Source organism: Chimaeribacter coloradensis (assembly GCF_002858715.1).
Taxonomy (GTDB): domain Bacteria; phylum Pseudomonadota; class Gammaproteobacteria; order Enterobacterales; family Enterobacteriaceae; genus Chimaeribacter; species Chimaeribacter coloradensis.
This window is the reverse complement of the sequence record NZ_PJZH01000002.1, coordinates 115,900-137,728: the sequence shown is the minus strand read 5'-3', so window position 1 is coordinate 137,728 and position 21,829 is coordinate 115,900. Positions and strand designations below refer to the sequence as shown.

22 protein-coding genes are annotated in these 21,829 nt (G+C 61.6%); 11 read left to right on the top strand and 11 right to left on the bottom strand.

The window, feature by feature from the left end; all coding sequences use genetic code 11:
• Positions 1–24: 24 nt before the first annotated feature.
• From CYR32_RS02955 to CYR32_RS02945, 3 genes are read left to right on the top strand one after another with little or no spacing between them, the layout of a single operon-like run.
• Positions 25–813: an ABC transporter ATP-binding protein gene (locus tag CYR32_RS02955; RefSeq protein ID WP_101822438.1), complete on the top strand. Its 789-nt coding sequence runs from the start codon at positions 25–27 to the stop codon at positions 811–813.
• Positions 803–1,642 carry an ABC transporter permease gene (locus CYR32_RS02950; RefSeq protein ID WP_241523739.1) on the top strand — a complete coding sequence of 280 codons (840 nt, stop codon included), beginning with the start codon at positions 803–805 and terminating at the stop codon, positions 1,640–1,642. Before CYR32_RS02955 ends, CYR32_RS02950 begins: the two co-directional genes overlap by 11 nt.
• Positions 1,639–2,667 carry a LacI family DNA-binding transcriptional regulator gene (locus CYR32_RS02945; protein WP_101822434.1) on the top strand — a complete coding sequence of 343 codons (1,029 nt, stop codon included), beginning with the start codon at positions 1,639–1,641 and terminating at the stop codon, positions 2,665–2,667. Before CYR32_RS02950 ends, CYR32_RS02945 begins: the two co-directional genes overlap by 4 nt.
• A gap of 614 nt (positions 2,668–3,281) precedes the next feature.
• Here CYR32_RS02945 and CYR32_RS02940 read toward each other — a convergent pair.
• The 3 genes from CYR32_RS02940 to CYR32_RS02930 all read right to left on the bottom strand — a co-directional run bounded on the left by CYR32_RS02940 (position 3,282) and on the right by CYR32_RS02930 (position 5,533).
• On the bottom strand, positions 3,282–3,782 hold the full coding sequence (locus CYR32_RS02940) for a YqhG/Tai3 family protein (RefSeq protein WP_101822432.1): 501 nt from the start codon (positions 3,780–3,782) through the stop codon (positions 3,282–3,284).
• A complete protein-coding gene (locus tag CYR32_RS02935) occupies positions 3,782–4,150 on the bottom strand; it encodes an NlpC/P60 family protein (protein ID WP_101822430.1) in 369 nt (122 codons plus the stop codon). Before CYR32_RS02935 ends, CYR32_RS02940 begins: the two co-directional genes overlap by 1 nt.
• Before the next feature lie 171 nt (positions 4,151–4,321).
• Positions 4,322–5,533 carry an FAD-dependent oxidoreductase gene (locus tag CYR32_RS02930; RefSeq protein WP_101822954.1) on the bottom strand — a complete coding sequence of 404 codons (1,212 nt, stop codon included), beginning with the start codon at positions 5,531–5,533 and terminating at the stop codon, positions 4,322–4,324.
• 450 nt (positions 5,534–5,983) lie between these two features.
• Between CYR32_RS02930 and CYR32_RS02925 the strand changes: the two genes are divergently transcribed.
• Positions 5,984–7,039, top strand: coding sequence for an NAD(P)-dependent alcohol dehydrogenase (locus tag CYR32_RS02925; protein WP_101822428.1), 1,056 nt, complete (start codon positions 5,984–5,986; stop codon positions 7,037–7,039).
• A 212-nt stretch (positions 7,040–7,251) separates the two neighbouring features.
• Positions 7,252–8,223 (top strand): GGDEF domain-containing protein, encoded by a 972-nt coding sequence (locus CYR32_RS02920; RefSeq protein ID WP_101822426.1) that lies wholly within the window; start codon positions 7,252–7,254, stop codon positions 8,221–8,223.
• Positions 8,224–8,277: 54 nt separating this feature from the next.
• On the opposite strand, the gene CYR32_RS02915 is transcribed toward CYR32_RS02920, so the two are convergent.
• The 4 genes from CYR32_RS02915 to ychF form a co-directional block, all read right to left on the bottom strand.
• The gene (locus tag CYR32_RS02915) at positions 8,278–8,637 is read right to left on the bottom strand and encodes a hypothetical protein (protein ID WP_146000661.1); all 360 of its coding nucleotides are present in this window, start codon (positions 8,635–8,637) and stop codon (positions 8,278–8,280) included.
• Positions 8,638–8,794: 157 nt separating this feature from the next.
• Positions 8,795–9,532 (bottom strand): siderophore-iron reductase FhuF, encoded by a 738-nt coding sequence (gene fhuF / locus CYR32_RS02910; RefSeq protein WP_241523738.1) that lies wholly within the window; start codon positions 9,530–9,532, stop codon positions 8,795–8,797.
• A gap of 216 nt (positions 9,533–9,748) precedes the next feature.
• Positions 9,749–10,657, bottom strand: coding sequence for a dihydrodipicolinate synthase family protein (locus CYR32_RS02905; protein ID WP_101822420.1), 909 nt, complete (start codon positions 10,655–10,657; stop codon positions 9,749–9,751).
• Positions 10,658–11,122: 465 nt separating this feature from the next.
• A complete protein-coding gene (gene ychF, locus CYR32_RS02900) occupies positions 11,123–12,214 on the bottom strand; it encodes a redox-regulated ATPase YchF (RefSeq protein ID WP_101822418.1) in 1,092 nt (363 codons plus the stop codon).
• A gap of 333 nt (positions 12,215–12,547) precedes the next feature.
• On the opposite strand from ychF, the gene CYR32_RS02895 reads away from it, so the two are divergent.
• Positions 12,548–14,074 (top strand): SulP family inorganic anion transporter, encoded by a 1,527-nt coding sequence (locus CYR32_RS02895; RefSeq protein ID WP_101822416.1) that lies wholly within the window; start codon positions 12,548–12,550, stop codon positions 14,072–14,074.
• A 32-nt stretch (positions 14,075–14,106) separates the two neighbouring features.
• Here CYR32_RS02895 and pth read toward each other — a convergent pair whose 3' ends face one another.
• Positions 14,107–14,691, bottom strand: coding sequence for an aminoacyl-tRNA hydrolase (gene pth, locus CYR32_RS02890; protein WP_101822413.1), 585 nt, complete (start codon positions 14,689–14,691; stop codon positions 14,107–14,109).
• Positions 14,692–14,965: 274 nt separating this feature from the next.
• Here pth and ychH point away from each other — a divergent pair, with 274 nt between their 5' ends.
• Entirely contained in the window at positions 14,966–15,238 is a 273-nt protein-coding gene (ychH, locus tag CYR32_RS02885) for a stress-induced protein YchH (protein ID WP_101822411.1), read from the top strand.
• A gap of 114 nt (positions 15,239–15,352) precedes the next feature.
• Here the strand turns inward: ychH and prs are convergent, their stop codons facing one another.
• From prs to lolB, 3 genes are all read right to left on the bottom strand, one after another.
• Positions 15,353–16,300 carry a ribose-phosphate diphosphokinase gene (gene prs, locus CYR32_RS02880; protein WP_101816112.1) on the bottom strand — a complete coding sequence of 316 codons (948 nt, stop codon included), beginning with the start codon at positions 16,298–16,300 and terminating at the stop codon, positions 15,353–15,355.
• Between the two features lie 134 nt (positions 16,301–16,434).
• Positions 16,435–17,304: a 4-(cytidine 5'-diphospho)-2-C-methyl-D-erythritol kinase gene (gene ispE, locus CYR32_RS02875; RefSeq protein WP_101822405.1), complete on the bottom strand. Its 870-nt coding sequence runs from the start codon at positions 17,302–17,304 to the stop codon at positions 16,435–16,437.
• A 1-nt stretch (position 17,305) separates the two neighbouring features.
• A complete protein-coding gene (lolB, locus tag CYR32_RS02870; RefSeq protein ID WP_101822402.1) occupies positions 17,306–17,944 on the bottom strand; it encodes a lipoprotein insertase outer membrane protein LolB in 639 nt (212 codons plus the stop codon).
• A gap of 228 nt (positions 17,945–18,172) precedes the next feature.
• Here lolB and hemA point away from each other — a divergent pair, with 228 nt between their 5' ends.
• From hemA to CYR32_RS02850, 4 genes are read left to right on the top strand one after another with little or no spacing between them, the layout of a single operon-like run.
• Entirely contained in the window at positions 18,173–19,435 is a 1,263-nt protein-coding gene (gene hemA / locus CYR32_RS02865) for a glutamyl-tRNA reductase (RefSeq protein ID WP_101822400.1), read from the top strand.
• Between the two features lie 55 nt (positions 19,436–19,490).
• On the top strand, positions 19,491–20,573 hold the full coding sequence (prfA, locus tag CYR32_RS02860) for a peptide chain release factor 1 (RefSeq protein ID WP_101822398.1): 1,083 nt from the start codon (positions 19,491–19,493) through the stop codon (positions 20,571–20,573).
• Positions 20,573–21,406: a peptide chain release factor N(5)-glutamine methyltransferase gene (gene prmC, locus CYR32_RS02855; protein WP_101822395.1), complete on the top strand. Its 834-nt coding sequence runs from the start codon at positions 20,573–20,575 to the stop codon at positions 21,404–21,406. The genes prfA and prmC overlap by 1 nt, the downstream gene beginning before the upstream one ends.
• 30 nt (positions 21,407–21,436) lie before the next feature.
• A complete protein-coding gene (locus CYR32_RS02850; protein WP_101822392.1) occupies positions 21,437–21,829 on the top strand; it encodes a SirB2 family protein in 393 nt (130 codons plus the stop codon).

Below are 21,829 nucleotides of genomic sequence, written 5' to 3'. Positions count from 1 at the left end.
CCGCGTTGATGAAAGGAATACCCGATGTCTCAAGCAAAACTCAGGATCGAGCAGGTCTCGCGCCGGTTTGGTGATCTGACCGCGCTGGCCCCCACCGATCTTCAGGTCGCCGAAGGGGAGTTCATTTCTGTGGTCGGCCCGTCCGGCTGCGGCAAAAGTACCTTGTTTAACCTCATCTCCGGCGTGCTTGCGCCGAGTTCAGGCCGCATCCTGATCGACAACACCGACGTGACCGGCCAGACCGGGCACGTCGGCTATATGCTGCAAAAAGATCTGCTGTTGCCGTGGCTCACGGTGATCGACAACATCGTGCTGGGGGCGACCCTCAAAGGGCGTGCCACCGCCGAACAGCGCCGCGCCGGGGTCGAACTGGCGCGCCGTTACGGCATCGGTGAGTTTATCAACCACTACCCGGCGGCGCTCTCGGGCGGGATGCGCCAGCGCGTGGCGCTGATGCGCACGCTGGCGATGCAGCATGACGTGATGCTGCTGGATGAACCGTTCGGCGCGCTCGACTCCCAGACCCGCCTGTCGATGCAGCAGTGGCTGCTCACGGTGTGGCAGGAGCAGAAGCGCACCGTGGTGTTCGTGACCCACGACATCGACGAGGCGATCTTCCTGGCTGACCGCGTGGTGGTGATGACCCCGCGCCCCGGCCGGGTCAATGCCATCTTCCCGGTGGAGCTGGCGCGCCCGCGCCCGCTCTCCTGCCTGACCAGCGCGCCGTTTATGGCGCTGAAACAGCAGATCCTCAGCCTGATTTATCAGGATGACGCGCAACTCTCGGCGGCGGAGAAGGCCCATGTACACTGAACCTTTTGGCTGGCGCGGCTGGCTGCTGCGTTTAGGCGGCCCGGTGGTGGCGCTGGTGCTGGTGATCCTCGCCTGGGATCTGGCGGTGCGCTGGTTCGACATCCCCGCCTATGTGCTGCCCTCGCCGGAGCGCACCCTGGAACACACGCTCTCCGACTGGGACACCCTGTGGGAAGGGTTCCGCATCACCTTCCTGACCTTCCTGATGGGCTTTCTGCTGGGTGCGGTCAGCGGCTTCGCCTTCGCGGTGCTGATGGATATGTCCGGCTGGGTGCGCAGCGTGCTCTACCCGATCCTGATCGCCAGCCAGGCGGTGCCGGTGATCGCCATCTCAGCGGCGCTGACCATCTGGCTCGGCTTCGGGCTGGCCCCGAAACTGGTGATCGTGGCGCTGGTGGTCTTCTTCCCGGTGGTGGTGAACGTGCTCGACGGCCTCAACTCGGTGGACCGCGACATGCTCAACCTGGTGAAGTCGATGGGCGCATCGCGCGCCAAAATCTTCCGCTATGTGAAGCTGCCCGCGACCTACACGCCGCTGTTTTCAGCACTCAAACTCTCCGCGACCTTCAGCGTCACCGGCGCGGTGATCGGCGAGTGGACCGCCTCCACCAGCGGCGGGTTGGGGGCCTACCTGTTGCAGGCCAACTCCCGCCTCAACACCGCCGGCACCTTCTCGGCGATTGTGTTCCTGGCACTGCTGGGGGTAGTCAGTTTCCTGCTGGTGGTAGCAGCCGAGTACCTGATGACGCCGTGGCGCAGCGGGTCGAAGGCGCGCCGCTGGTCACGCCGCTACTGGCGTGATGATGCCGCTCCCGGCCGGAAGCCATGAGTCCCAAAGCGTCACCACGCCCGACCATCCGGGATGTGGCGCGCCGCGCTGAGGTGTCGATCGGCACCGTCAGCGCGGTGATCAACAACAGCGGGCGGCCGGTGGCGGCCCGCACCCGCGAACGGGTGTTGCAGGTGATTGCCGATCTCGGCTTTGAGCCGAGCAACGCCGCCCGCAGCCTCAAGAGCCGCCGCATCTCCTCGATTGGGTTTATCGTGCCGGATCTCGGCAACGCCTTTTTTGCCGACGTCGCTGAGGGCATCCAGCTGGTGCTCGATCAGGCCGATTTCCTGCTGGTGCTCTGCCTGACCTGGTCAGATACCGCCCGCGAGGAGCACTACGCGCAGGTGCTGCGCACGCAGCGGCTGGATGGCGTGATCTACCTCTCCGGCACCGGCCGCCCCAGCCCGTCGTTGCAGGCGCTGGCGAGCCGCGGCGCGATGGTGTTTGTGGATGAGTGCCTGCCGACCATTTCCGCCCCGTTTATCAGCGCGCAGAACCGGCAGGGCGCGGCGGCGGTGGCGCGCCATGTGCTGGCCTGCGGCCACCGGCAACTGCTGCTGCTCGGCGGCCCGCCGGGGCTGTGGACCAGCGAACAGCGGCTGGCCGGTTACCATGACGCCTGCCGTGAACAGGGGCTGGAGCCGGCGCAGTTGCCGCTGATCGAGGGGGATTATACCGAGCGCAGCGGTGAGCGGGCGGCGCAGCAGATCCTGGCGCTGCCGCGCCGCCAGCGGCCGACGGCGGTGCTCTGCGCCAATGACCTGATGGCCATTGGGCTTATCCGCGCCTGCCAGCAGCAGGGCGTCGCGGTGCCGGGGGATCTCAGCGTCACCGGCTTCGACGACATTCCGGCCGCTGCCCGTATTTCGCCGCCGCTCACCACCGTGCGCCAGCCGGGGCACGATATGGGGGCCGCCGCCGCCCACCTGCTGCTGCACCGGCTCGGCTATCTGGCTGCGCCGCCGGCGCAGGAGGCGTTCCCGGCGACGGTGAAGGTGAGGGGAAGTGTCAGGGAGATTTGATCCCCGGCGGGGGGATTAGGCCGTGGGGCCAGAGCGACTACTGGCGCAAGCGGTGTTTAAAGGAGAACGAGGTAAGTTGCGTTGGCATACGCCCGGCGTCTTTCTGCGGCCCCGCTGCCGCCACCGCGCAAGGGGCGCGTAGGCGCGCGCCCCTTGCATCCCCGCGCCCTGGTGCCCCGGCTGAATCATTGCACGCTCTCGCGTGTCCCCTCGCTCCGCCTCCGGGCTTTTCGGGCCGCCGCTAATGACAGTCCCTGTCATGGGCGTCTTTCGCGGACATCCATGTCCGCTCACCCGGCCCTGCGTCTCCACTCGGCAATGATTTTTACGCCCCCACCATCTCTGCAAATTTGTGAGTATGTAAGGAAATGGTAGGGGTGATTCATTTCGCTGAAGGCGGAGGGTGATGGCCTGCGTCTCCACTCGGTAATGATTTTTATGCCCCCGCCATTTCTGCAAATTTGTGGGTATGTAAGGAAATGGTAGGGGTGATTCATTTCGCTGAAGGCGGAGGGTGATGGCCTGCGTCTCCGTTCGGTAATGATTTTTATGCCTCTGCTACCTCTGTTACCTCTGCAATCCTTTGAATATATAAGGAAAGAGCAGGGGATATTTTATTGCACGAGTGTCGCGGCGTGGGCTTGGGCGGCGGCGAGGGCGTTATCATCGAAAATCGGCTGTTCATAGCCATCGCTGAGGTTTCTGACCCGGTAGAGTTTCCAGCGGCCCTGTTCGTGCCGGAGGTAGACGCGCAGGTGCTGCGTGTTGCCAGCTTCCCGGCCGAGCCGGACGTCCAGCATTTTGCCGCCCAGATAGTCAGTGGCCGGCCCCACCTGTAATCCGGCGATCCATTCCGGGACGTAGTCCTGACCATAGATAAAATAATCGGAACCGACGATCTGCTGCTCCCCGATCTTTTCAATGGTGATCAACCGGCTCAATGTCTCTGCCGCCACGTAGCGGCGCATAATGGGGGAGTTATAGGCGTCCTCGCCGCTGTCGCTGACAAACGCGTTCAGATAGAAACGGTAAAACGCATCAACCTGCTGCTCAGGCGTGGCCGTAGACGCAGCACAGCCGGATAACAGCAAAACGAACAGGAAAAGTATGCGCATCAGTGCTTCCTGTAAATTTTATACGCGGGCTGAGCTGAACGGTAACCCGGCCCGCCCCACATGTCGCGCTGACGAAAATCGGAATACCAGTGTTGCCCGTCATATATCGCCATATGCCCACTTTCGTTACCGCCCCGGTAAGGCTGGATAACCACAACATCACCCTCTTGCGGGGCTTCCCCTGTACCAATAACCGTGAAACCTGCGTTATTGAGTAAGCGGCCATACTCTTTTGCATGTAACGTCTGACCAATGTCTATACCGCCTGCATTGATAGCGCGGCGGGTAAAGGCCGCACACCTTCTTTGTGACGTTGACCCCGCATGTTGCCTGGCGTAGATCGCCGCGGCATGTTTATTCCATCCCATTGTGTTTTCCTTTAAGTAAATACGTGGCGGCGGCTATTCCAGCACGTGGGAGAGGAGGCGGGTAGACAAAATGGGCTATAGAAAATTGATATAGTTTACTGATTTAAAAGATAAATTATTGATGGCTGGCGGGGCGGATGCTGCATGAACCGCAGCATCCGGGAGGCTCGCTTACTTCGGCAGCTCCTGCCGGAAGCCGACGCCGATCAAACGGCCGAACAGGAAGGGGAGCCAGGGGCGGTCGCGCAGCCAGCGGCCGAGGGCGCGGATCGGGGCCGGGGGGCGTTTGTTGCCGCCGGCGCGGCGCGTCATCATCACCTGCAAAAATTGCGTGGCCCGGGTGGGGAAGGTGCGGCGGCGCTGCACGCGGGTGAGCTGGCGCAGGGTCGGCACGCCCTGCTGTAACGGCGCGGCCAGCAGGTTGGCGGTGGCAACGGCGTCCTGAATCGCCAGGTTTACCCCGACGCCGCCAATCGGTGACATGGCGTGTGCCGCGTCGCCGATACAGAGCAGCCCCGGCCGCGCCCAGTGGTCGAGCCGGTCGATGCGGATACTCAGCAGCTTCACCTGATCCCAGTCCGTGATGGCCGAGGCGAGCCGGGCGGCGTCAAAGGGGGCGCTGGCCGCCACCTGCTGCAAAAAGGCCGGCAGCCCCGCCGCCTGCAACGCGGGCAGGGTGCCCTTGTCGATCGACACGCCGCACTGCCAGTAGTCGCCGCGATCGATCATGATGAAGTTCTTGCGCGGCCCGCGGTGGCCGGTCGACCACGCCGGGTCATCGGGCTGTTTCGGGATCTTCAGCCATAGCACATCACGCGGCGCGCCGAAACTCCGGCTGCTCAGCCCGGCCAGCGCCCGCACCGTGGAGTGGCGGCCGTCACAGCCCACTACCAGATCGCTCTCAATCTGTAACGCGCCCTGCGGCGTCATCGCCTCCACACCGGTCACGCGTTGCGCGGTATCCATCCGCAGGGCGGTGACGCGCGTCTCCATCAGCAGCGTAAAGTTCGGCAGCAGCAGCGCCTTGCGCTGGAGAAAATCGAGGAAATCCCACTGCGGCATAAACGCCATAAATTTGCAGCGGGTCGGCAGGCGGGTGAAATCGGCAATTGTCATCTCCCGGCCGCCCATCTCCGCCTGGAGCCGCTCCATCCGCTGGTGTGGCAGTTGCAGGAACTCCTCCAGCCAGCCGAGCTGGTGGATTATCTCCAGCGTCGAAGGGTGCAGCGTGTCGCCCCGGAAGTCGCGCAGGAAATCCGCGTGTTTCTCCAGCACCACAACCTCAATGCCGCGGCGCGCCAGCAGGTAACCGAGCATCATGCCCGCCGGGCCGCCGCCGGCGATGCAGCATTGCACCCGGCGCAGGGTAGGGGTATCTGTCATCAGCATCCCTTATCGAGTCAATAAAAGTGATAACGATTATCATCTACGCAGCGGGGGAGTCAAACTATCGCTGCTATCTGAGCTTTTTTACGGCGGTAAACCGGCCTGAAAGGCAGCCGGAAAGCGGGGGAACAGGCAGGCCGACAGTTGAAAAATAAGGCAAAAACGTTACGGAAAACCAGGCCGCCGGTCGCGGGTTTTCTGGGTGATTAAACAACAAGGTTGTAAAATAATGTAACGCCTCCAGCCGTCCGGATGTTCAGACGGCGCAATGCACCGGCCACCGCTCAGGGCGGGTGAGCCGTGCGCCTGCGCGTTGCATAAGGCGTGTGCAGGCAAGCCGCAGGCGGGCGGGGCGCTGCCACATTTTGGCACATTTCCCTGCGCTGAAAACTTGATGTGAGGTGCCGCAGGCTTTAGGGTTCGCCCCCTTCAAAAACGGGGATTCCAATGAAACGATCTTTTGGCTACGCCGCCCAGAGCGCGCAGACTGCGCTGGCACCTTTCCACTTTGACCGCCGGGACACCGGCCCGGATGACGTCCGGATTGAGATCGCGTTTTGTGGCGTCTGCCACTCCGATCTGCATATGGCCCGTAATGAGTGGAACATGAGCCGCTACCCGCTGGTGCCGGGCCATGAGATTATCGGCCACGTCACCGAAACCGGCGCGAACGTCAGCCGTTTCCAGGTCGGCCAGCGCGTCGGCGTTGGTGTGATGGTTGGCTCCTGCGGGCAGTGCAGCGCCTGCCGTGAAGGAGACGAGCAGTACTGTGACGAGGGCTTCACCGCCACCTATAACGGCGACGAACCGGCTACCGGCACCACCACCTTTGGCGGCTACGCCACCGACATCGTGGTCGCGCAGGACTTTGTGGTGCGCGTGCCCGAACAGCTCGACCCGGCCGCCGTGGCCCCGCTGCTCTGTGCCGGTGTCACCACCTGGTCACCGCTGAAACACTGGCAGGTGCAGCCGGGCCAGCGCGTCGGCGTGGTCGGCCTCGGCGGGCTGGGCCATATGGCGGTGAAACTCGCCACCGCCATGGGCGCGGAGGTGGTGCTGTTTACCACCTCGCCGGGCAAAGGCGAAGACGCGCTGCGCCTCGGCGCAAAAGAGGTGGTGGTCTCCACCGATGCCGCACAGATGGCGGCGCAGGCGAACCGCCTGGACCTGATCCTCAACTGTGTGGCGGCTCCGCATGACCTCAACCCCTATCTGTCGACGCTGAAAAGCAACGGCAAACTGATCCTGGTCGGCATCCCTGACCAACCGCATCAGGCCCCGGACATCACCCCGATGGTGTTCAAACGCCTGAGCATTGCCGGCACCTCGATCGGCAGCATGAAAGAAACACAGGAAATGCTCGATTTTTGTGGGGAACATGGCATCACTGCTGATGTCGAAGTAATTCGCATGGATGAAATTGAGCAGGCGTTCGCCCGCATGAGCCGCGGCGACGTCAAATACCGTTTTGTGATCGATATGAACTCCCTCCGGGCAGAGTAACTCTGCCCACTCCGTCGTAGCCCTCCCGCCTCCGGTGCAATGCCGGGGCGGACAGGCGGACGGTTGCTGATTCCCCCTTTCCGTACGCAATGCCCTGTTTTTCCAAGAGTGACTTTCGTTTTTAACCATGTTTGAATAGTGGCCTCGGCGGCAATGTCAGCACATTGCCCCCTTTTTGCCCATAGTTGGCCCCACCAGGAAATGAGAGTGTTATGCAACCGCCTGCCAAACCTTCCGATGAGCAACACCGCCTGTCTACCCTCCGCGCCTACAATATCCTCGATACCCTGCCGGAAGAGCGCTTTGACCGCCTGACCCGGCTGGCACGGCGGCTGTTCAATGTGCCGATTGCCGTGGTGTCGCTGGTGGACATGAACCGCCAGTGGTTCAAGTCCTGCCAGGGGCTGGCGGTGCAGGAAACGCCGCGGGATGTCTCCTTCTGCGGCCACGCCATTCTGGAAGACGGCATCATGGAGGTGCCGGATGCGCAGCATGACGCCCGCTTCCACGACAATCCGCTGGTCGTGGGTGAGCCGGGCATCCGGTTTTATGCCGGTTGCCCGCTGGTGGTGCCGGACGGTGTCAAACTCGGCACGCTCTGTTTGCTGGACACGGTGCCGCACCGGCTGAATGAGGAAGACCGGATGCTGCTGCGTGACCTGGCCGCGATGGCGGAGCAGGAGATCACCGCCATGCAACTGGCGACCATGGATGCGCTGACGCAGATCTCCAACCGCCGCGGGTTTGAGGCGCTGGGCCAGCACGCGCTGGAGGTGTGCCACCGGCTGGGGCTGCCCGCCTCGCTGCTGTTTTTCGACATGAACGGCTTTAAAGAGATCAATGACACTTTCGGCCATGCCGAGGGCGACCGGGCGCTGAAAACCTTTGCGGCGCTGATCCGCGAGAGCCTGCGTGACAGCGATGTGGTGGCGCGGCTGGGGGGCGATGAGTTCGCGGTGCTGCTGACCAATGCCGGGAAACACGAGACGCAGCAGGCGGTGGCACGGTTGCTGGCGCGGGTGGCAGCCCACAATGCGGAGAGCGGGCGCGGCTACGCGCTCTGTTACAGCGTAGGGCAGATAGATTATGACGGCGCGCAACCGGTGGAGGTGGCGGCGTTGCTGGCGCAGGCGGACGCGCTGATGTACGCGCAGAAGCGCAGCAGCCGTTCGCCCGCTGTCTGAGTCTGCCCAGCCATAAAAAAAGAGCCATCCCGGCTCTTTTTTTATGGGCGGCGATCAGTGGGTGTGAATCGCGATCTGCTCGCCCACCGCCACCTGATGGTAGACCTGCTGCGGCACTTCCACCTGGTAGCAGCGGCCGTTATGCGTCACTTCCAGCACGTAGCGCTCGCACTCAAACGACTCAATCGGGATAAAGCCGAAGAAGCCTTCCGCCACGCTGAACGTCCGCGAGGAGGGCAGGGCATAACGGCGGACGACCCGGGCATCCAGCGGGGCCTGTTGCCCCGTCAGGGTGCGCCAGGTCTGGGAGACCGGCACCAGCAGGGAGGCGCGCAGCGTGGCGGAGAACAGCGTAACCTGTGCGGCCAGGCCCTTCAACGACGCAGAGACGCGGGCAGACGTGCTCGTTTTCATGATCGTTACCTCGTGGTCAAAGTCAGCCCGCATCACAGGGAAATCGTTTGCGGGGTCGGCTCCATATTTATAGTTATAACCGGGTAAGATCAAACTCTTTTTCTGTATAAGCAAATGCAAAAGCGCAGCCCGCTGAGGGCTAACGCTTTTTTTCTGCTCAGACGGTGGCGGGGCGGCGGCGTTTTTCCGCCAGCAGCAGCGGGCAGGAGGGGCACATCTCATGGTCGCACAGTTCATACCGCAGGCAGCACTGGCGGCGGAACGAGGGGCTGGCAGCATCGGTCGGGATTTCACGGCGCGTCGGTTCGAACAGCGCGTTTTTGCTGCCGTCGCACAGGGTGCGGGCGGTCAGCAGCGCCTGGCCGGGGGTGACATCGGCGTTGATCAGTTCCGCCTGCTCAATGCCCCACTGGATACGTACGGCGGCATTGTTCCAGAAGATGCCCGGCTTCAGCCCGGCGAGGTCCGCCAGGATCTGGCAGACCGGCGCAATGTGCTGCACCATGCCGGCAAAACGCACCAGCGGGTCGGTCTCGGTGACCGGCTCGCCGTCGCCCTGCAACATAAATTGCAGCGGCAGGCCATCCTCATTGAGCTGGAACCAGACGCGGTCAGCGCTGATCGGCAGTTGCCACTGGTGGGAGAGGTTCACAATCACCCACACCGGCAGCAGGCGGGCAAAATACCACTGTGACCACATCGAGACGCGGGCGCGGTGCTCGGCGGCGTCATGGGCGGCGAGATAAGCGGAGAGCAGGTCACGCGCACCTTCCGGCGTCAGCAGGCGGCCGGCAGGCACCACCCGTTCTGCATCCGCATCGTAAGGGACGAACATGGTTTTGACCCAGTCCAGCGGGCCATCGGCAAAGGAGTCTAAAATTGTCAGCATCGTCATGCGTCTGGCACCAGAAATCTTGTCATCAGTCCTCCCGCCCGGGTAAAGATTCCGGCACGGCCTCTGTGACTCAGTGTAAGCGAGCATGATAGGAAATGGTAATGATTTCGATTTGTATTATGATCTAAACGTGCGCGGGAGGGGGAGGTGCCTGTCTGCGCGGATGACTAACGCGCACGCCCTGCTCAACGGAACAGGGCGTCACTGGGTGTGTGATCAGCCAATCATGCCGCTCAGGCGCAGCACCTCCCGTACCACCTGGCGCTTCTCCTCACTCAATGGCTGTGCCGGTTGCAGGGAGTGGACGGGGATGTCCACGCCCACCTGGCTGATCGCCTCTTTCACCACGTTATAGAAGGGCAAATCCAGGCTGTAGAGCTGGGGAATGTGCGACAGCCGCTGCTGCAGGCCGATGATGGTTCCAAATTCCTGCGCCTGCCACGCGCGGTAGATGCCGCAGGTCAGTTCCGGGGCGAAGTTGGCGCTGGCCGGGATGCAGCCGTCACCGCCCAGGATCAGGGTGCCGAACAGGTACTCGTCATACCCGGCGAACACCGCGAAATCCGGCCGCACCGGTTTCACCGCCTGGATGGTTTCCCGCAGGTGGCTGAGGGTGTCCACCGTGTCTTTCAGGCCGACGATGTTCGGGCAGCGCTCCGCCAGGGTTTTAATCAGTGAGACCGGGATGTTCTGGCCGGTCAGCGCCGGGAAGTTGTAGAGCAGAATCGGCAGCGGCGAGGCGTCGGCCAGGGTCTGGTAGTAGCGGCCGAGATTCTCCTCCGAGAGCGGGTTGTAATAGGGGTTCACCACCACCACGCCATCCGCGCCGCAGCCGTGGGCGTGGGTAATCAGCGCCTGCGTTTCACGCGTGCCGGGGTGCGCCGCGCCAATCAGCACCGGCACCCGGCCGGCCACATGCGCGGTGCAGAACTCCGCCACCTCATGCCGTAAGGCGCTGCCCATGTGCGCGAACTCCCCGGCGCTGCCGAGAAAGAACACGCCGTTCACGCCGCCTTCGATGACATGGTCAATCAGCCGCGCCATCCCGGGGCGGTCGAGTTGTTCATCGGCGGTTAAAATCGTGGGCACCGGGGGGATGACGCCGGAAAAGATCGGGGTAGCCATTGGAAGTCTCCATGTCAAAGGGCGGGCCGCGGGCGGCAGAAAAGTCGGAACAGCGTTTTAGTTATAAGCGATGTGGCGGCGAAAACCTGCGCGCTGTTTAACATTGCAGTAACTTACGCTGAAAAGTGGCGGCGCGGTCACATCCGGCAGGAGGCGGGGAATCCGCTGAACGGCTTTTTGTTACAACATACTTAAAGGGCAGCACGGCGGGGAAAGCATCGGCAAAGGGAAAAGGGCGCAGGCAGGGAGGAGGAGCAGAAATTGGAAAGCGGGAAACAGGGCGCAGGCAGGGAGGAGGAGCAGAAATTGGAAAGCGGGAAACAGGGCGCAGGAGGGAGGAGGAGCAGAAATTGGAAAGCGGAAAACGGGTGCAGGCAGAGAGGAGAAGCAGAAAACGGAAAGCAGTCACGCACGGGCTGGAGGAAAAGCAGGGCATTCGCCCTGCTTCTCAGTACGGCGGGAAAATCAGACGTTGAACAGGAAGTTCATCACATCGCCATCTTTCACGATGTAGTCTTTGCCTTCGGAGCGCATTTTGCCGGCTTCTTTGGCACCTTGCTCACCTTTGTAGGTGATGAAGTCATCAAAGGCGATGGTCTGGGCGCGGATAAAGCCTTTTTCGAAATCGGTGTGGATTTTACCGGCCGCCTGCGGGGCGGTGGCACCCACCGGAATCGTCCAGGCGCGCACTTCTTTCACACCGGCGGTGAAGTAGGTCTGCAGGTTCAGCAGCTGGTAACCGGCGCGGATCACGCGATTCAGGCCCGGCTCTTCCAGGCCCAGCTCCGCCATGAACTCGGCGCGGTCTTCATCTTCCAGCTCAGCGATGTCCGACTCCACCGCCGCACACACGGCCACCACCACGGAGCCTTCGGCCGCGGCGATTTCACGCACTTTGTCGAGGTACGGGTTGTTTTCGAAACCGTCTTCATTGACGTTGGCGATGTACATGGTCGGCTTCAGCGTCAGGAAGCTCAGGTAACGGATCGCGGCCTTGTCTTCGGCGCTCAGGTCAAGCGCGCGCAGCATACCGGCGTTTTCCAGCTGCGGCAGGCATTTCTCCAGCGCTGCCAGCTCGGCCTTGGCGTCTTTGTCGCCGCCTTTGGCTTTCTTCTGCACACGCTGAATGGCGCGTTCGCAGGTGTCGAGGTCAGAGAGCGCCAGCTCGGTGTTGATCACGTCAATGTCATCGGCCGGGTCAACTTTGTTGTTCACGTGGATGATATTGTCATTCTCGAAGCAGCGCACCACGTGGCCGATCGCCTCGGTCTCACGGATGTTGGTCAGGAACTGGTTGCCCAGGCCTTCACCTTTGGACGCGCCTTTCACCAGGCCGGCAATGTCGACGAATTCCATGGTGGTCGGCACCACACGCTGAGGCTTGACGATCTCGCACAGCTGGTCCAGACGCGGATCCGGCATCGGCACCACACCGGTGTTGGGTTCTATGGTGCAGAACGGAAAGTTCGCCGCCTCAATGCCCGCTTTGGTCAGGGCGTTGAACAGCGTAGATTTACCCACGTTCGGCAGGCCGACGATACCGCATTTGAATCCCATGTTTTTCTCACCTTAATCGCTTAAATATCATGCGGTTAATCTGGGCCGCATGAATGAATTGCACACTTATCCCTTATTATACACGGAAAGCGTGTTTATCTCGATCCGCATCTGGCCGTTGCCTTGCGGCTTGCCTTTCACGCAGGCTTTACCGATACTGCTACCACTTTTTAACTGACAGGAAACGCGCCGGATGTATTTTCTGCCTAGTCCACCCTGAGCTTTACCCCTCCTCCGCAGCCTGATGCGCTGCACTCCACCGTGCCTGCGGTGATCTCATATTCCCCCTGAGGGAAGCGGTTGTGCTGTTCAAAATAAAAGATGGAATTCCTTATGTCTGGAATGAATAACGCCAGGCTGGCCGGCGTCAAAAATGACGTGCTGGCCGGCTGTGTCGTGGCGGTGTCTATGGTGCCGGAAGCGGTCGGGTTTTCACTGGTGGCGGGGCTGTCACCGATTGTCGGCCTGCATACCGCCTTTATTATCGGGCTGGTGACGGCGCTGTTCGGCGGCAAGCCGGGCATGGTCTCCGGCGCGGCCGGGTCGATTGTGGTGGTGCTGATGAGCCTCGCCAGTGAGCACGGCATGGATTACGTGCTGTGGGCGACGATTTTCGCCGGGGTTATCCAGATCGCCATCGGTGTGCTGCGCCTGGGCAAGTTTATCCGGTTGGTGCCGCTGCCGGCGGTACACGGCTTTGTGAACGGGCTGGCGATTGTGATTATGCTGGCGCAGCTGCATATGATCGCCGGGCAGGGGCCGATGATGTACGCCCTGGTGCTGCTGGCGATCCTGGTGGTCTGCCTGTTCCCGAAACTCACCAAAGTGATTCCCTCCTCGCTGGCAGCGCTGATTGTGGTATCGGCGGTGGCCATCGGCTTTAACCTGCACACCCTGCGGGTAGGCGACATGGCGGACATCTCCGGCACGCTGCCGAGCTTCCACCTGCCGGCCGCGCCGCTGAATCTGGAAACGCTGCGCATTGTGCTGCCTTATGCGGTGGTGATTGCGCTGGTGGGGCTGATTGAGTCGCTGCTGACCATGACCGTGCTGGACGAAATGGGCAACAAGAAAGGCAACGGTAATCGTGAAAGCATCGCCCAGGGGGCAGGCAACGCCCTGTGCGGCATGTTCGGCTGCTTTGCCGGCTGCGCGATGATCGGCCAGTCGATCATTAACTTCACCTCCGGCGGCCGCGGGCGGCTCTCCGGCACTGTCGGCGCGCTGCTGCTGATCCTGTTCGTGGTGAGTTTGTCAGGCTATATCGGCCTGCTGCCGGTGGCGGCGCTGGCCGGGATTATGCTGGTGGTCTGCTATAACACCTTTGAGTGGAGCTCGCTGCGCCGCCTGCGCCGGATGCCGAAAGCGGACGTGCTGGTGATGCTGGTGGTGACGCTGATTACCATCTTTACCGATCTGGCGATGGCGGTGATCAGCGGCGTGATTATCTCCGCGCTGGTCTTTGCCTGGCAACATGCGCGCATCAGCGTGCGCCGCCGCCAGCAGAAAGGGGATCTGGCGGTGTACCAGCTTGAGGGGCCGCTGTTCTTCGGCTCCGCCGCCTCCTTTGCTGAGCTGTTTGACCCGGCCAACGACCCGGATCAGGTGGTTCTCGACTTTGCCGGCACCCGTGTGATGGACGCCAGCGGCGTGGAAGCGATCGACAAACTCACCGGCCGTTACCTGGAGGCGGGCAAGCGCATCCGCCTGCGCCACCTCAGCCCGGACTGCGTGCGGCTGCTGGCGAAGGCCGGGCCGTTCTGTAGCCATGAGCTGGATGACCCACGCTATTTTGTCGCGGAAGAGGATTACCAGCCGGAAGCGGGCGAGGCAGGCGCAGGCGAGGTCCGCCGCACCTGATAAAGCAAGAGCGGGCACCCGGCCCGCTCTGTTTACGCTTTGAAGCCGTGCAGCCGCTGCACGGCTCTCTCCAGACCCTCTTTCATCAGGATCTCGGTGCAGCGCAGGGATTCATCAATCGCACTGTCAATCAGCTGCTGTTCGCTGGCGGGTGGCTTGCCGAGCACAAACCCCACTACTTTATTCTTATCACCCGGATGGCCGATGCCGATGCGCAGGCGGTAGAAGTTCGGTTTATTGCCCAGTTTGCTCTGAATATCCTTCAGGCCGTTATGGCCGCCGTTGCCGCCGCCCAGTTTTACCTTCGCCACGCCCGGCGGGATGTCGAGCTCATCATGGGCCACCAGGATCTCATCCGGGTTGAGGCGGTAGAAGGTCGCCATCGCGGCCACCGCTTTGCCGCTCAGGTTCATAAAGGTAGTAGGCACCAGCAGGCGCACATCCTGCCCGGCGAGGGTCAGGCGGCCGGTGTAACCGAAGAATTTGCTCTCTTCTTTCAGGGAGACATTGTGCTGGCGCGCCAGCAGGTCGACGTACCAGGCCCCGGCGTTATGGCGGGTCTGGGCATACTCGGCACCTGGGTTCGCCAGGCCAACGATGAGTTTTATGCTGCTCACGGGAGTTCACTTAACAGGAAATAGAGCCGGCTAGTTTACCTGTGGAAGGGCGTGATGACAAAAGCGGGGGCAGGGCAGCGGCAAATACCTCAAAACTTGAATAATGAACTTTATAAATTATTGTTAATGTTAATTAAAAAACGCGATTTCCGTAAAGATTTGTCAAAAGTTCTTCGCCTTCTGTGATCCCCTCCGCAACTCCGGTCATAAGCTCTGCCTATACTTTCATCAATTAGCTCCGATAACCGATCGGGTGACTTCAGGGAGGTGTGAAATGAGACGTAAACATGCAACGCTGGCGGGTAACCTGCTGATGGGGCTGGGCCTGCTGACCATGGTGGGCGGCGTCGGCTACTCTATCCTTAACCAGATGCCGCAGCTTAATCTGCCACAATATTTCGCCCACGGTGCCATTATGAGCATCTTCATCGGCGCGCTGCTGTGGCTGGCCGGGGCGCGTATCGGCGGCCGCGAACAGGTGTGCGACCGTTACTGGTGGGTCAAGCATTTTGACAAACGCTGCAGCCGGTCACATCACCCCCACTAATCATTAAACGCATTAATCATTGTGCAGCTTACGCATAAAAAAACCGCCGGCAGAACCGGCGGTTTTTTTTAGGGCGTCGTGCACTGCCTGGTGGCCGGTAACGGCCACACAGGATTAATGCTCGAACATCGCAGAGATGGACTCTTCATTACTGATACGGCGGATGGCTTCAGCCAGCATGCCGGACAGCGTCAGCGTACGCACTTTGCTCAGGGCGCGGATCTCCGGCGACAGCGGAATGGTGTCGCAGATGATCACTTCGTCAATCACAGAGTTTTTGATGTTCTCAACGGCGTTGCCTGAGAAGATCGGGTGGGTCGCGTAGGCAAATACACGTTTGGCACCGCGCTCTTTCAGCGCTTCGGCTGCTTTGCACAGGGTACCGCCGGTGTCGATCATGTCATCAACCAGCACACAGTCACGGCCGGCGACGTCACCGATGATATGCATCACCTGGGAGACGTTGGCGCGCGGGCGGCGTTTGTCGATGATGGCCATATCGGTATCATTCAGCAGTTTGGCAATCGCGCGGGCGCGTACCACACCACCGATGTCCGGAGAGACCACAATCGGGTTCTCCAGGTTCTGCTGCAACATATCTTCCAGCAGGATCGGGCTGCCAAAGACGTTGTCTACCGGCACATCGAAGAAGCCTTGAATCTGTTCAGCATGCAGATCCACTGTCAGCACACGGTCAACCCCAACACTGGAGAGGAAGTCCGCCACCACTTTCGCGGTGATCGGCACACGGGCAGAGCGCACGCGGCGATCCTGACGGGCATAACCAAAGTAAGGGATAACCGCGGTGATGCGGCCAGCAGAAGCGCGGCGCAGCGCATCAACCATCACAACCAACTCCATCAGGTTGTCATTGGTAGGTGCACAGGTGGACTGGATGATGAAAATATCACCACCGCGTACATTTTCGTTGATTTGCACGCTGACTTCGCCGTCGCTGAAGCGACTTACAGCGGCGTCACCAAGACTGGTGTACAAACGGTTGGCAATACGTTGTGCTAGTTCCGGGGTGGCGTTACCAGCAAAAAGCTTCATATCAGGCACGAGAAGAACCTCAGGCTTGCGTCCAGAGAAGATATCGTCGGCCTCATCACCGGGCGAAGTGTGACAAGGCCGCAATATACATACGGTGTATCAGTGGAGGGCGGTAAACCCAGGTGCAGCGGCGCACGCTGTGTTTACTTCGCGGTTCCACGCTCCCGGCGGGCACGGTGCAGCGGCGAAACATTCACACCGCGCGCAACAAAACCGTTTACCCATTCAGGAGCTTGATTTAACACCTGCCGGGCAGCGGATTCTGTGGTGAATTCAGCAAAAACACAGGCTCCGGTGCCAGTCAGGCGTGACGGCGCGTATTCTAACAGCCATGAAAGAAGCTGTTCAACCTCGTAAAAACGTTTTCTTGCAATCGCTTCGCAATCATTTGCGTAGGGCGTCCGCAACAAGGTCTCCAGCGGCCGCGCCGGGGTGTCACGCGTCAGGCCTGGATCGCCGAAAATCAGCGGCGTCGGGATGCTGACCCCCGGGTGCGCCACCAGATACCACTTCTCTTCCGGTGAGGCGGGCTGCAACTGCTCGCCGATGCCTTCAGCAAAGGCCGCGTGGCCGCGCACAAACACCGGCACATCCGCGCCGAGCTGCAGGCCCAGCGCCGCCAGGGTGTCATCACTCAGGCCGCACTGCCAGAGCTGGTTCAGCGCCACCAGCACCGTGGCCGCATTGGAGGAGCCGCCCCCCAGCCCGCCGCCCATCGGCAACACTTTCTCAATACTCAGTGTGGCACCGCGCGGCAGGCTGTCAATCTGATGCGCCTCGCAGTGCTGTTGCAGCAGGCGGGCAGCGCGCACCATCAAATTCTGCGCCTCCGGCACACCCGCTACCGGCGTTGCCAGCACGATTTTTCCGTCATCACGCAGGGTAGTGCTGATGGTGTCGCCGTAGTCGAGGAACTGGAACAGCGTCTGCAACAGGTGGTAGCCGTCCGGGCGGCGGCCGGTAATATAAAGGAACAGATTCAGTTTTGCCGGGGAGGGCCAGTAGTGCGTCATCTTATTTCAGGGTCCAGCGGTTCATTTTCAGCTTGATGCGTTGTTCGCCCTGGGTCAGCGTCAGGTTGCTCGGCAGAACCGGCAGCACCTCATCATCATACCCGGCGTATTCCACCTTCCACTCGGTGCCGTTCTGGCGGTAGGTCAGGGCGTTCAGGCGGTAGCGGTCATCCAGCGTGAAGTCGGTGGCGTCACCCGGCAGGCCCAGCATCCACTGGCGCAGGCTGTTAAGCGGAATCGCCATGCCGGTAAGCTTCTGCAGCATCTCTTCCGGGTTATCACTGACGTACTGCTTGCCCTCTTTGGTGGTCAGCTGCGCCACGCCGTTCTGCACTTTCAGCTCCATCTCGGTGCTGCCGAGCGGGTTGGTGAGCAGCAGGCGGTAGCTGGTGGGGCTGAACTGCTGCCAGAAGAAGTTGGCATAGACCTTCTGCCGGTCAGAGAGGTAGGCGAAGGCCCCCCGGGTCTGGTACGTGGAGAGTTGCTGAACCTGTTGCTGATGCTGTTTCCACTGCGGGGAGTCCGGGCTGGTGGCCGGGCCGCGCGGGGCGTTCAGGGTACAGGCGGCCAGCAGCACGCTGGCAAGCGGGAGCAGGCGCAGCAGGCGCAGGCGTGGGACGTTACGCGGTGGCTTTGGCATAATAAATCGTCATATCCTTTAAAATGGTCTTTAATCCTAACACAAGCTCTCCACGCTAACGGGCTTGCCGGGGAGCGTCAATATTCTTATGTTCCTGAAAATGACCGGAAACGGCTTTTCATCAATTGCACTGATAATGCGGTGTTACTTTTATTGATCCCGCGCATCAAGTAGAATGCCGCTCAGACCAATCCCATATCAAGATAAGTATTATTCAAAGCCATTCCCATGACCCTGCTTGCATTAGGTATAAATCATAAAACCGCGCCGGTGTCGTTGCGTGAACGGGTGACCTTCTCCCCGGATACCCTCGATCAGGCGTTGAACAGCCTGCTCCGGCAACCGCTGGTGCAGGGGGGCGTTGTGCTGTCTACCTGTAACCGTACTGAGCTGTACCTCAGTGTGGAGGAGCAGGAGAACCTCAAAGAGCAACTGGTCGCCTGGCTGTGTGATTACCATCAGCTCAGCGAGGAAGAGGTGCGCCAGAGCCTTTACTGGCACCATGATAATGAGGCGGTCAGCCACCTGATGCGCGTGGCCAGCGGGCTGGATTCGCTGGTGCTGGGCGAGCCGCAGATCCTGGGGCAGGTGAAGAAAGCCTTTGCGGAGTCGCAGCGCGGCCATTCGGTGTCGGGCGAGCTTGAGCGCTTGTTCCAGAAATCCTTCTCTGTCGCCAAGCGAGTGCGTACTGAAACCGACATTGGCGCCAGTGCGGTCTCCGTGGCGTTTGCGGCCTGTACCCTGGCGCGGCAGATCTTCGAATCTCTGGCGGACCTGAACGTGCTGCTGGTCGGCGCGGGCGAGACGATCGAGCTGGTGGCGCGCCACCTGCGCGAGCACCGCGTCAAACATATGATGATCGCCAACCGCACGCGCGAACGCGCCCAGGCCCTGGCGGATGAGGTCGGCGCTGAGGTGATCACCCTGCCGGAGATCGACGCCCGCCTGGCGGATGCCGACATCATCATCAGTTCCACCGCCAGCCCGCTGCCGATCATCGGCAAAGGCATGGTAGAGCGGGCGCTCAAGGCGCGCCGCAACCAGCCTATGCTGCTGGTGGACATCGCCGTCCCGCGTGACATCGAGCCGGAAGTGGGCAAGCTCTCCAACGCCTACCTCTACAGCGTGGACGACCTGCACTCCATCATCCAGAACAACCTGGCCCAGCGTAAGGCTGCCGCCATCCAGGCGGAGACCATCGTCGCCCAGGAGAGCACCAACTTTATGGCCTGGCTGCGCTCGCAGGGGGCTGTGGAGATGATCCGCGACTACCGCGCCCAGGCAGACAACGTGCGCAACGAGATGGAAGCGCGGGCGCTGGCCGCCATCGCGCAGGGCGCGGATGTGCAGGCGGTGATCCATGAGCTGGCGCATAAACTCACTAACCGCCTGATCCATGCGCCGACCAAGTCGCTGCAGCAGGCCGCGCAGTCGGGCGATGTGGAAAAGCTGCACATTCTGCGTGACACCCTTGGGCTGGAAAAGCCATAATTTTCAACGAAAAACATCAGACATCCGCTACAAGAAACAAGGTTAAACAGCACGCATGAAGCCCTCTATTGTTGCCAAACTGGACGCGTTGCAAGAGCGCCACGAAGAAGTCCAGGCGATGCTTGGCGATGCCAGCGTTATCGCCGATCAAGATCGTTTCCGCGCCCTGTCGCGCGAGTATGCCCAGCTGGCCGATGTGACCCGCTGCTTCCAGCAGTGGCGACAGGTGCAGGATGACCTGCAGGCCGCTGAGATGATGCTCGACGATCCGGAAATGCGTGACATGGCGCAGGAGGAGATCCAGGCGGGCAAGGCCGCCCTGGAGACGCTGGAGCAGCAGTTGCAGCTGTTGCTGTTGCCGAAAGACCCGGATGATGAGCGCAGCTGCTTCCTGGAAGTGCGCGCCGGGACAGGCGGTGACGAGGCGGCGATCTTTGCCGGTGACCTGTTCCGCATGTACAGCCGTTACGCCGAGGGCCGCCGCTGGCGGGTCGAGATCATGAGCGCCAACGAAGGCGAGCATGGCGGCTACAAAGAGGTGATCGCCAAAATTTCCGGCGAGGGCGTTTATGGCCAGCTGAAATTTGAGTCGGGCGGCCACCGCGTGCAGCGGGTGCCGGAAACCGAATCCCAGGGGCGCATCCACACCTCCGCCTGCACCGTGGCCGTGATGCCGGAAGTGCCGGAAGCGGAGCTGCCGGAGATCAACGCCGGTGACCTGAAAATCGACACCTTCCGCTCCTCGGGCGCGGGCGGCCAGCACGTCAACACCACCGATTCCGCCATCCGTATTACCCACCTGCCAACCGGCATCGTGGTGGAGTGCCAGGATGAGCGTTCCCAGCATAAAAACAAAGCCAAGGCGCTCTCGGTGCTGGGCGCGCGCATCCACGCCGCCGAGATGGCGAAACGCCAGCAGGCGGAAGCCTCTACCCGCCGTAACCTGCTCGGCAGCGGCGACCGCTCCGACCGTAACCGCACCTACAACTTCCCGCAGGGGCGCGTGACCGATCACCGCATCAACCTGACCATCTACCGTCTCGACGAGGTGATGGAGGGCAAACTCGACGCGCTGATCCAGCCAATTGTGCAGGAGTATCAGGCTGACCAGCTGGCTGCCCTGTCTGAGCAAGAGTAATGGATTTCCGCAGCTGGCTGGCTGACGCCACGGCGCGCCTCACCCAGAGTGACAGCGCGCGCCGCGATGCTGAAATCCTGCTCGGCCATGTCACCGGCCGGGCGCGCACCTTTATTCTCGCCTTCGGGGAGACCCTGCTGAGTGACGCGGAGCATGCCCGCCTTGAGGCACTGCTGGCGCGCCGCGTGCAGGGCGAGCCGGTCGCTTATTTGATCGGCCGCCGTGAGTTCTGGTCACTGCCGCTGGCGGTCTCCCCCGCAACCCTTATCCCCCGGCCCGACACCGAATGTCTGGTGGAAGAGGCGCTGGCGCGCCTGCCGCATACCGCCTGCCGTGTGCTCGACCTCGGCACCGGCACCGGGGCGATCGCCCTGGCGCTGGCCAGCGAGCGCCCGCAGGACCAGGTCACCGGCGTTGACCGGCAGCCGGAGGCGGTGGCGCTGGCACAGCAGAACGCCGCGACCCTGGGCATAACGAATGTGCAGTTCCTCACCGGCAGCTGGTTTGCGCCGGTGGCGGGCGCGCGTTTTGACCTGATCGCCAGCAACCCGCCCTATATTGATGCCGCCGACCCGCACCTGGCCGAAGGCGATGTGCGCTTCGAACCCGCGTCGGCGCTGGTGGCAGAAGAGCAGGGCATGGCGGACCTGCGGCATATCATCGGCGACGCGCCGGGCTTTCTGGTGCCCGGCGGCTGGCTGCTGCTGGAGCATGGCTGGCAGCAGGCCGCCGCGGTGCGCGCCTGCCTGGCGGCGCGCGGCTTTAGTGATGTGGCCACCCGGCAGGATTACGGCGGCAATGACCGCATTACCTTCGGCCGCTGGGCCGGCTGATTTACCTGACACACGATTAAGGACAACGTCATGGCTGCTTATGTATGGGTAAAAGATCTGCATATCCTCACGGTACTGCTCAGCGTCACGCTGCTGGTGGTGCGCTTTTTCTGGCTCTGTCACCAGTCGCCGCGCCTGCAGCAGCGCTGGGTGCGCATTGTCCCGCATATCAATGACACGGTATTGCTGCTCAGCGGCGTCGCGCTGGTGATGATCACCCATTTTTATCCCTTCAGCCCGCAGGGCGCATGGCTGACGGAAAAGTTATTCGGCGTTATTATCTATATTGCGCTGGGCTTCGTGGCCCTGAGCAAAAAGCCGCGCAGCCAGCCCGCCCGCTGGGCCGCCTTTGTTCTGGCGCTGATCTGCCTGGTGATGATTGTGAAACTGGCGGTCACGAAAGTGCCGCTGTTGTTAGGATAA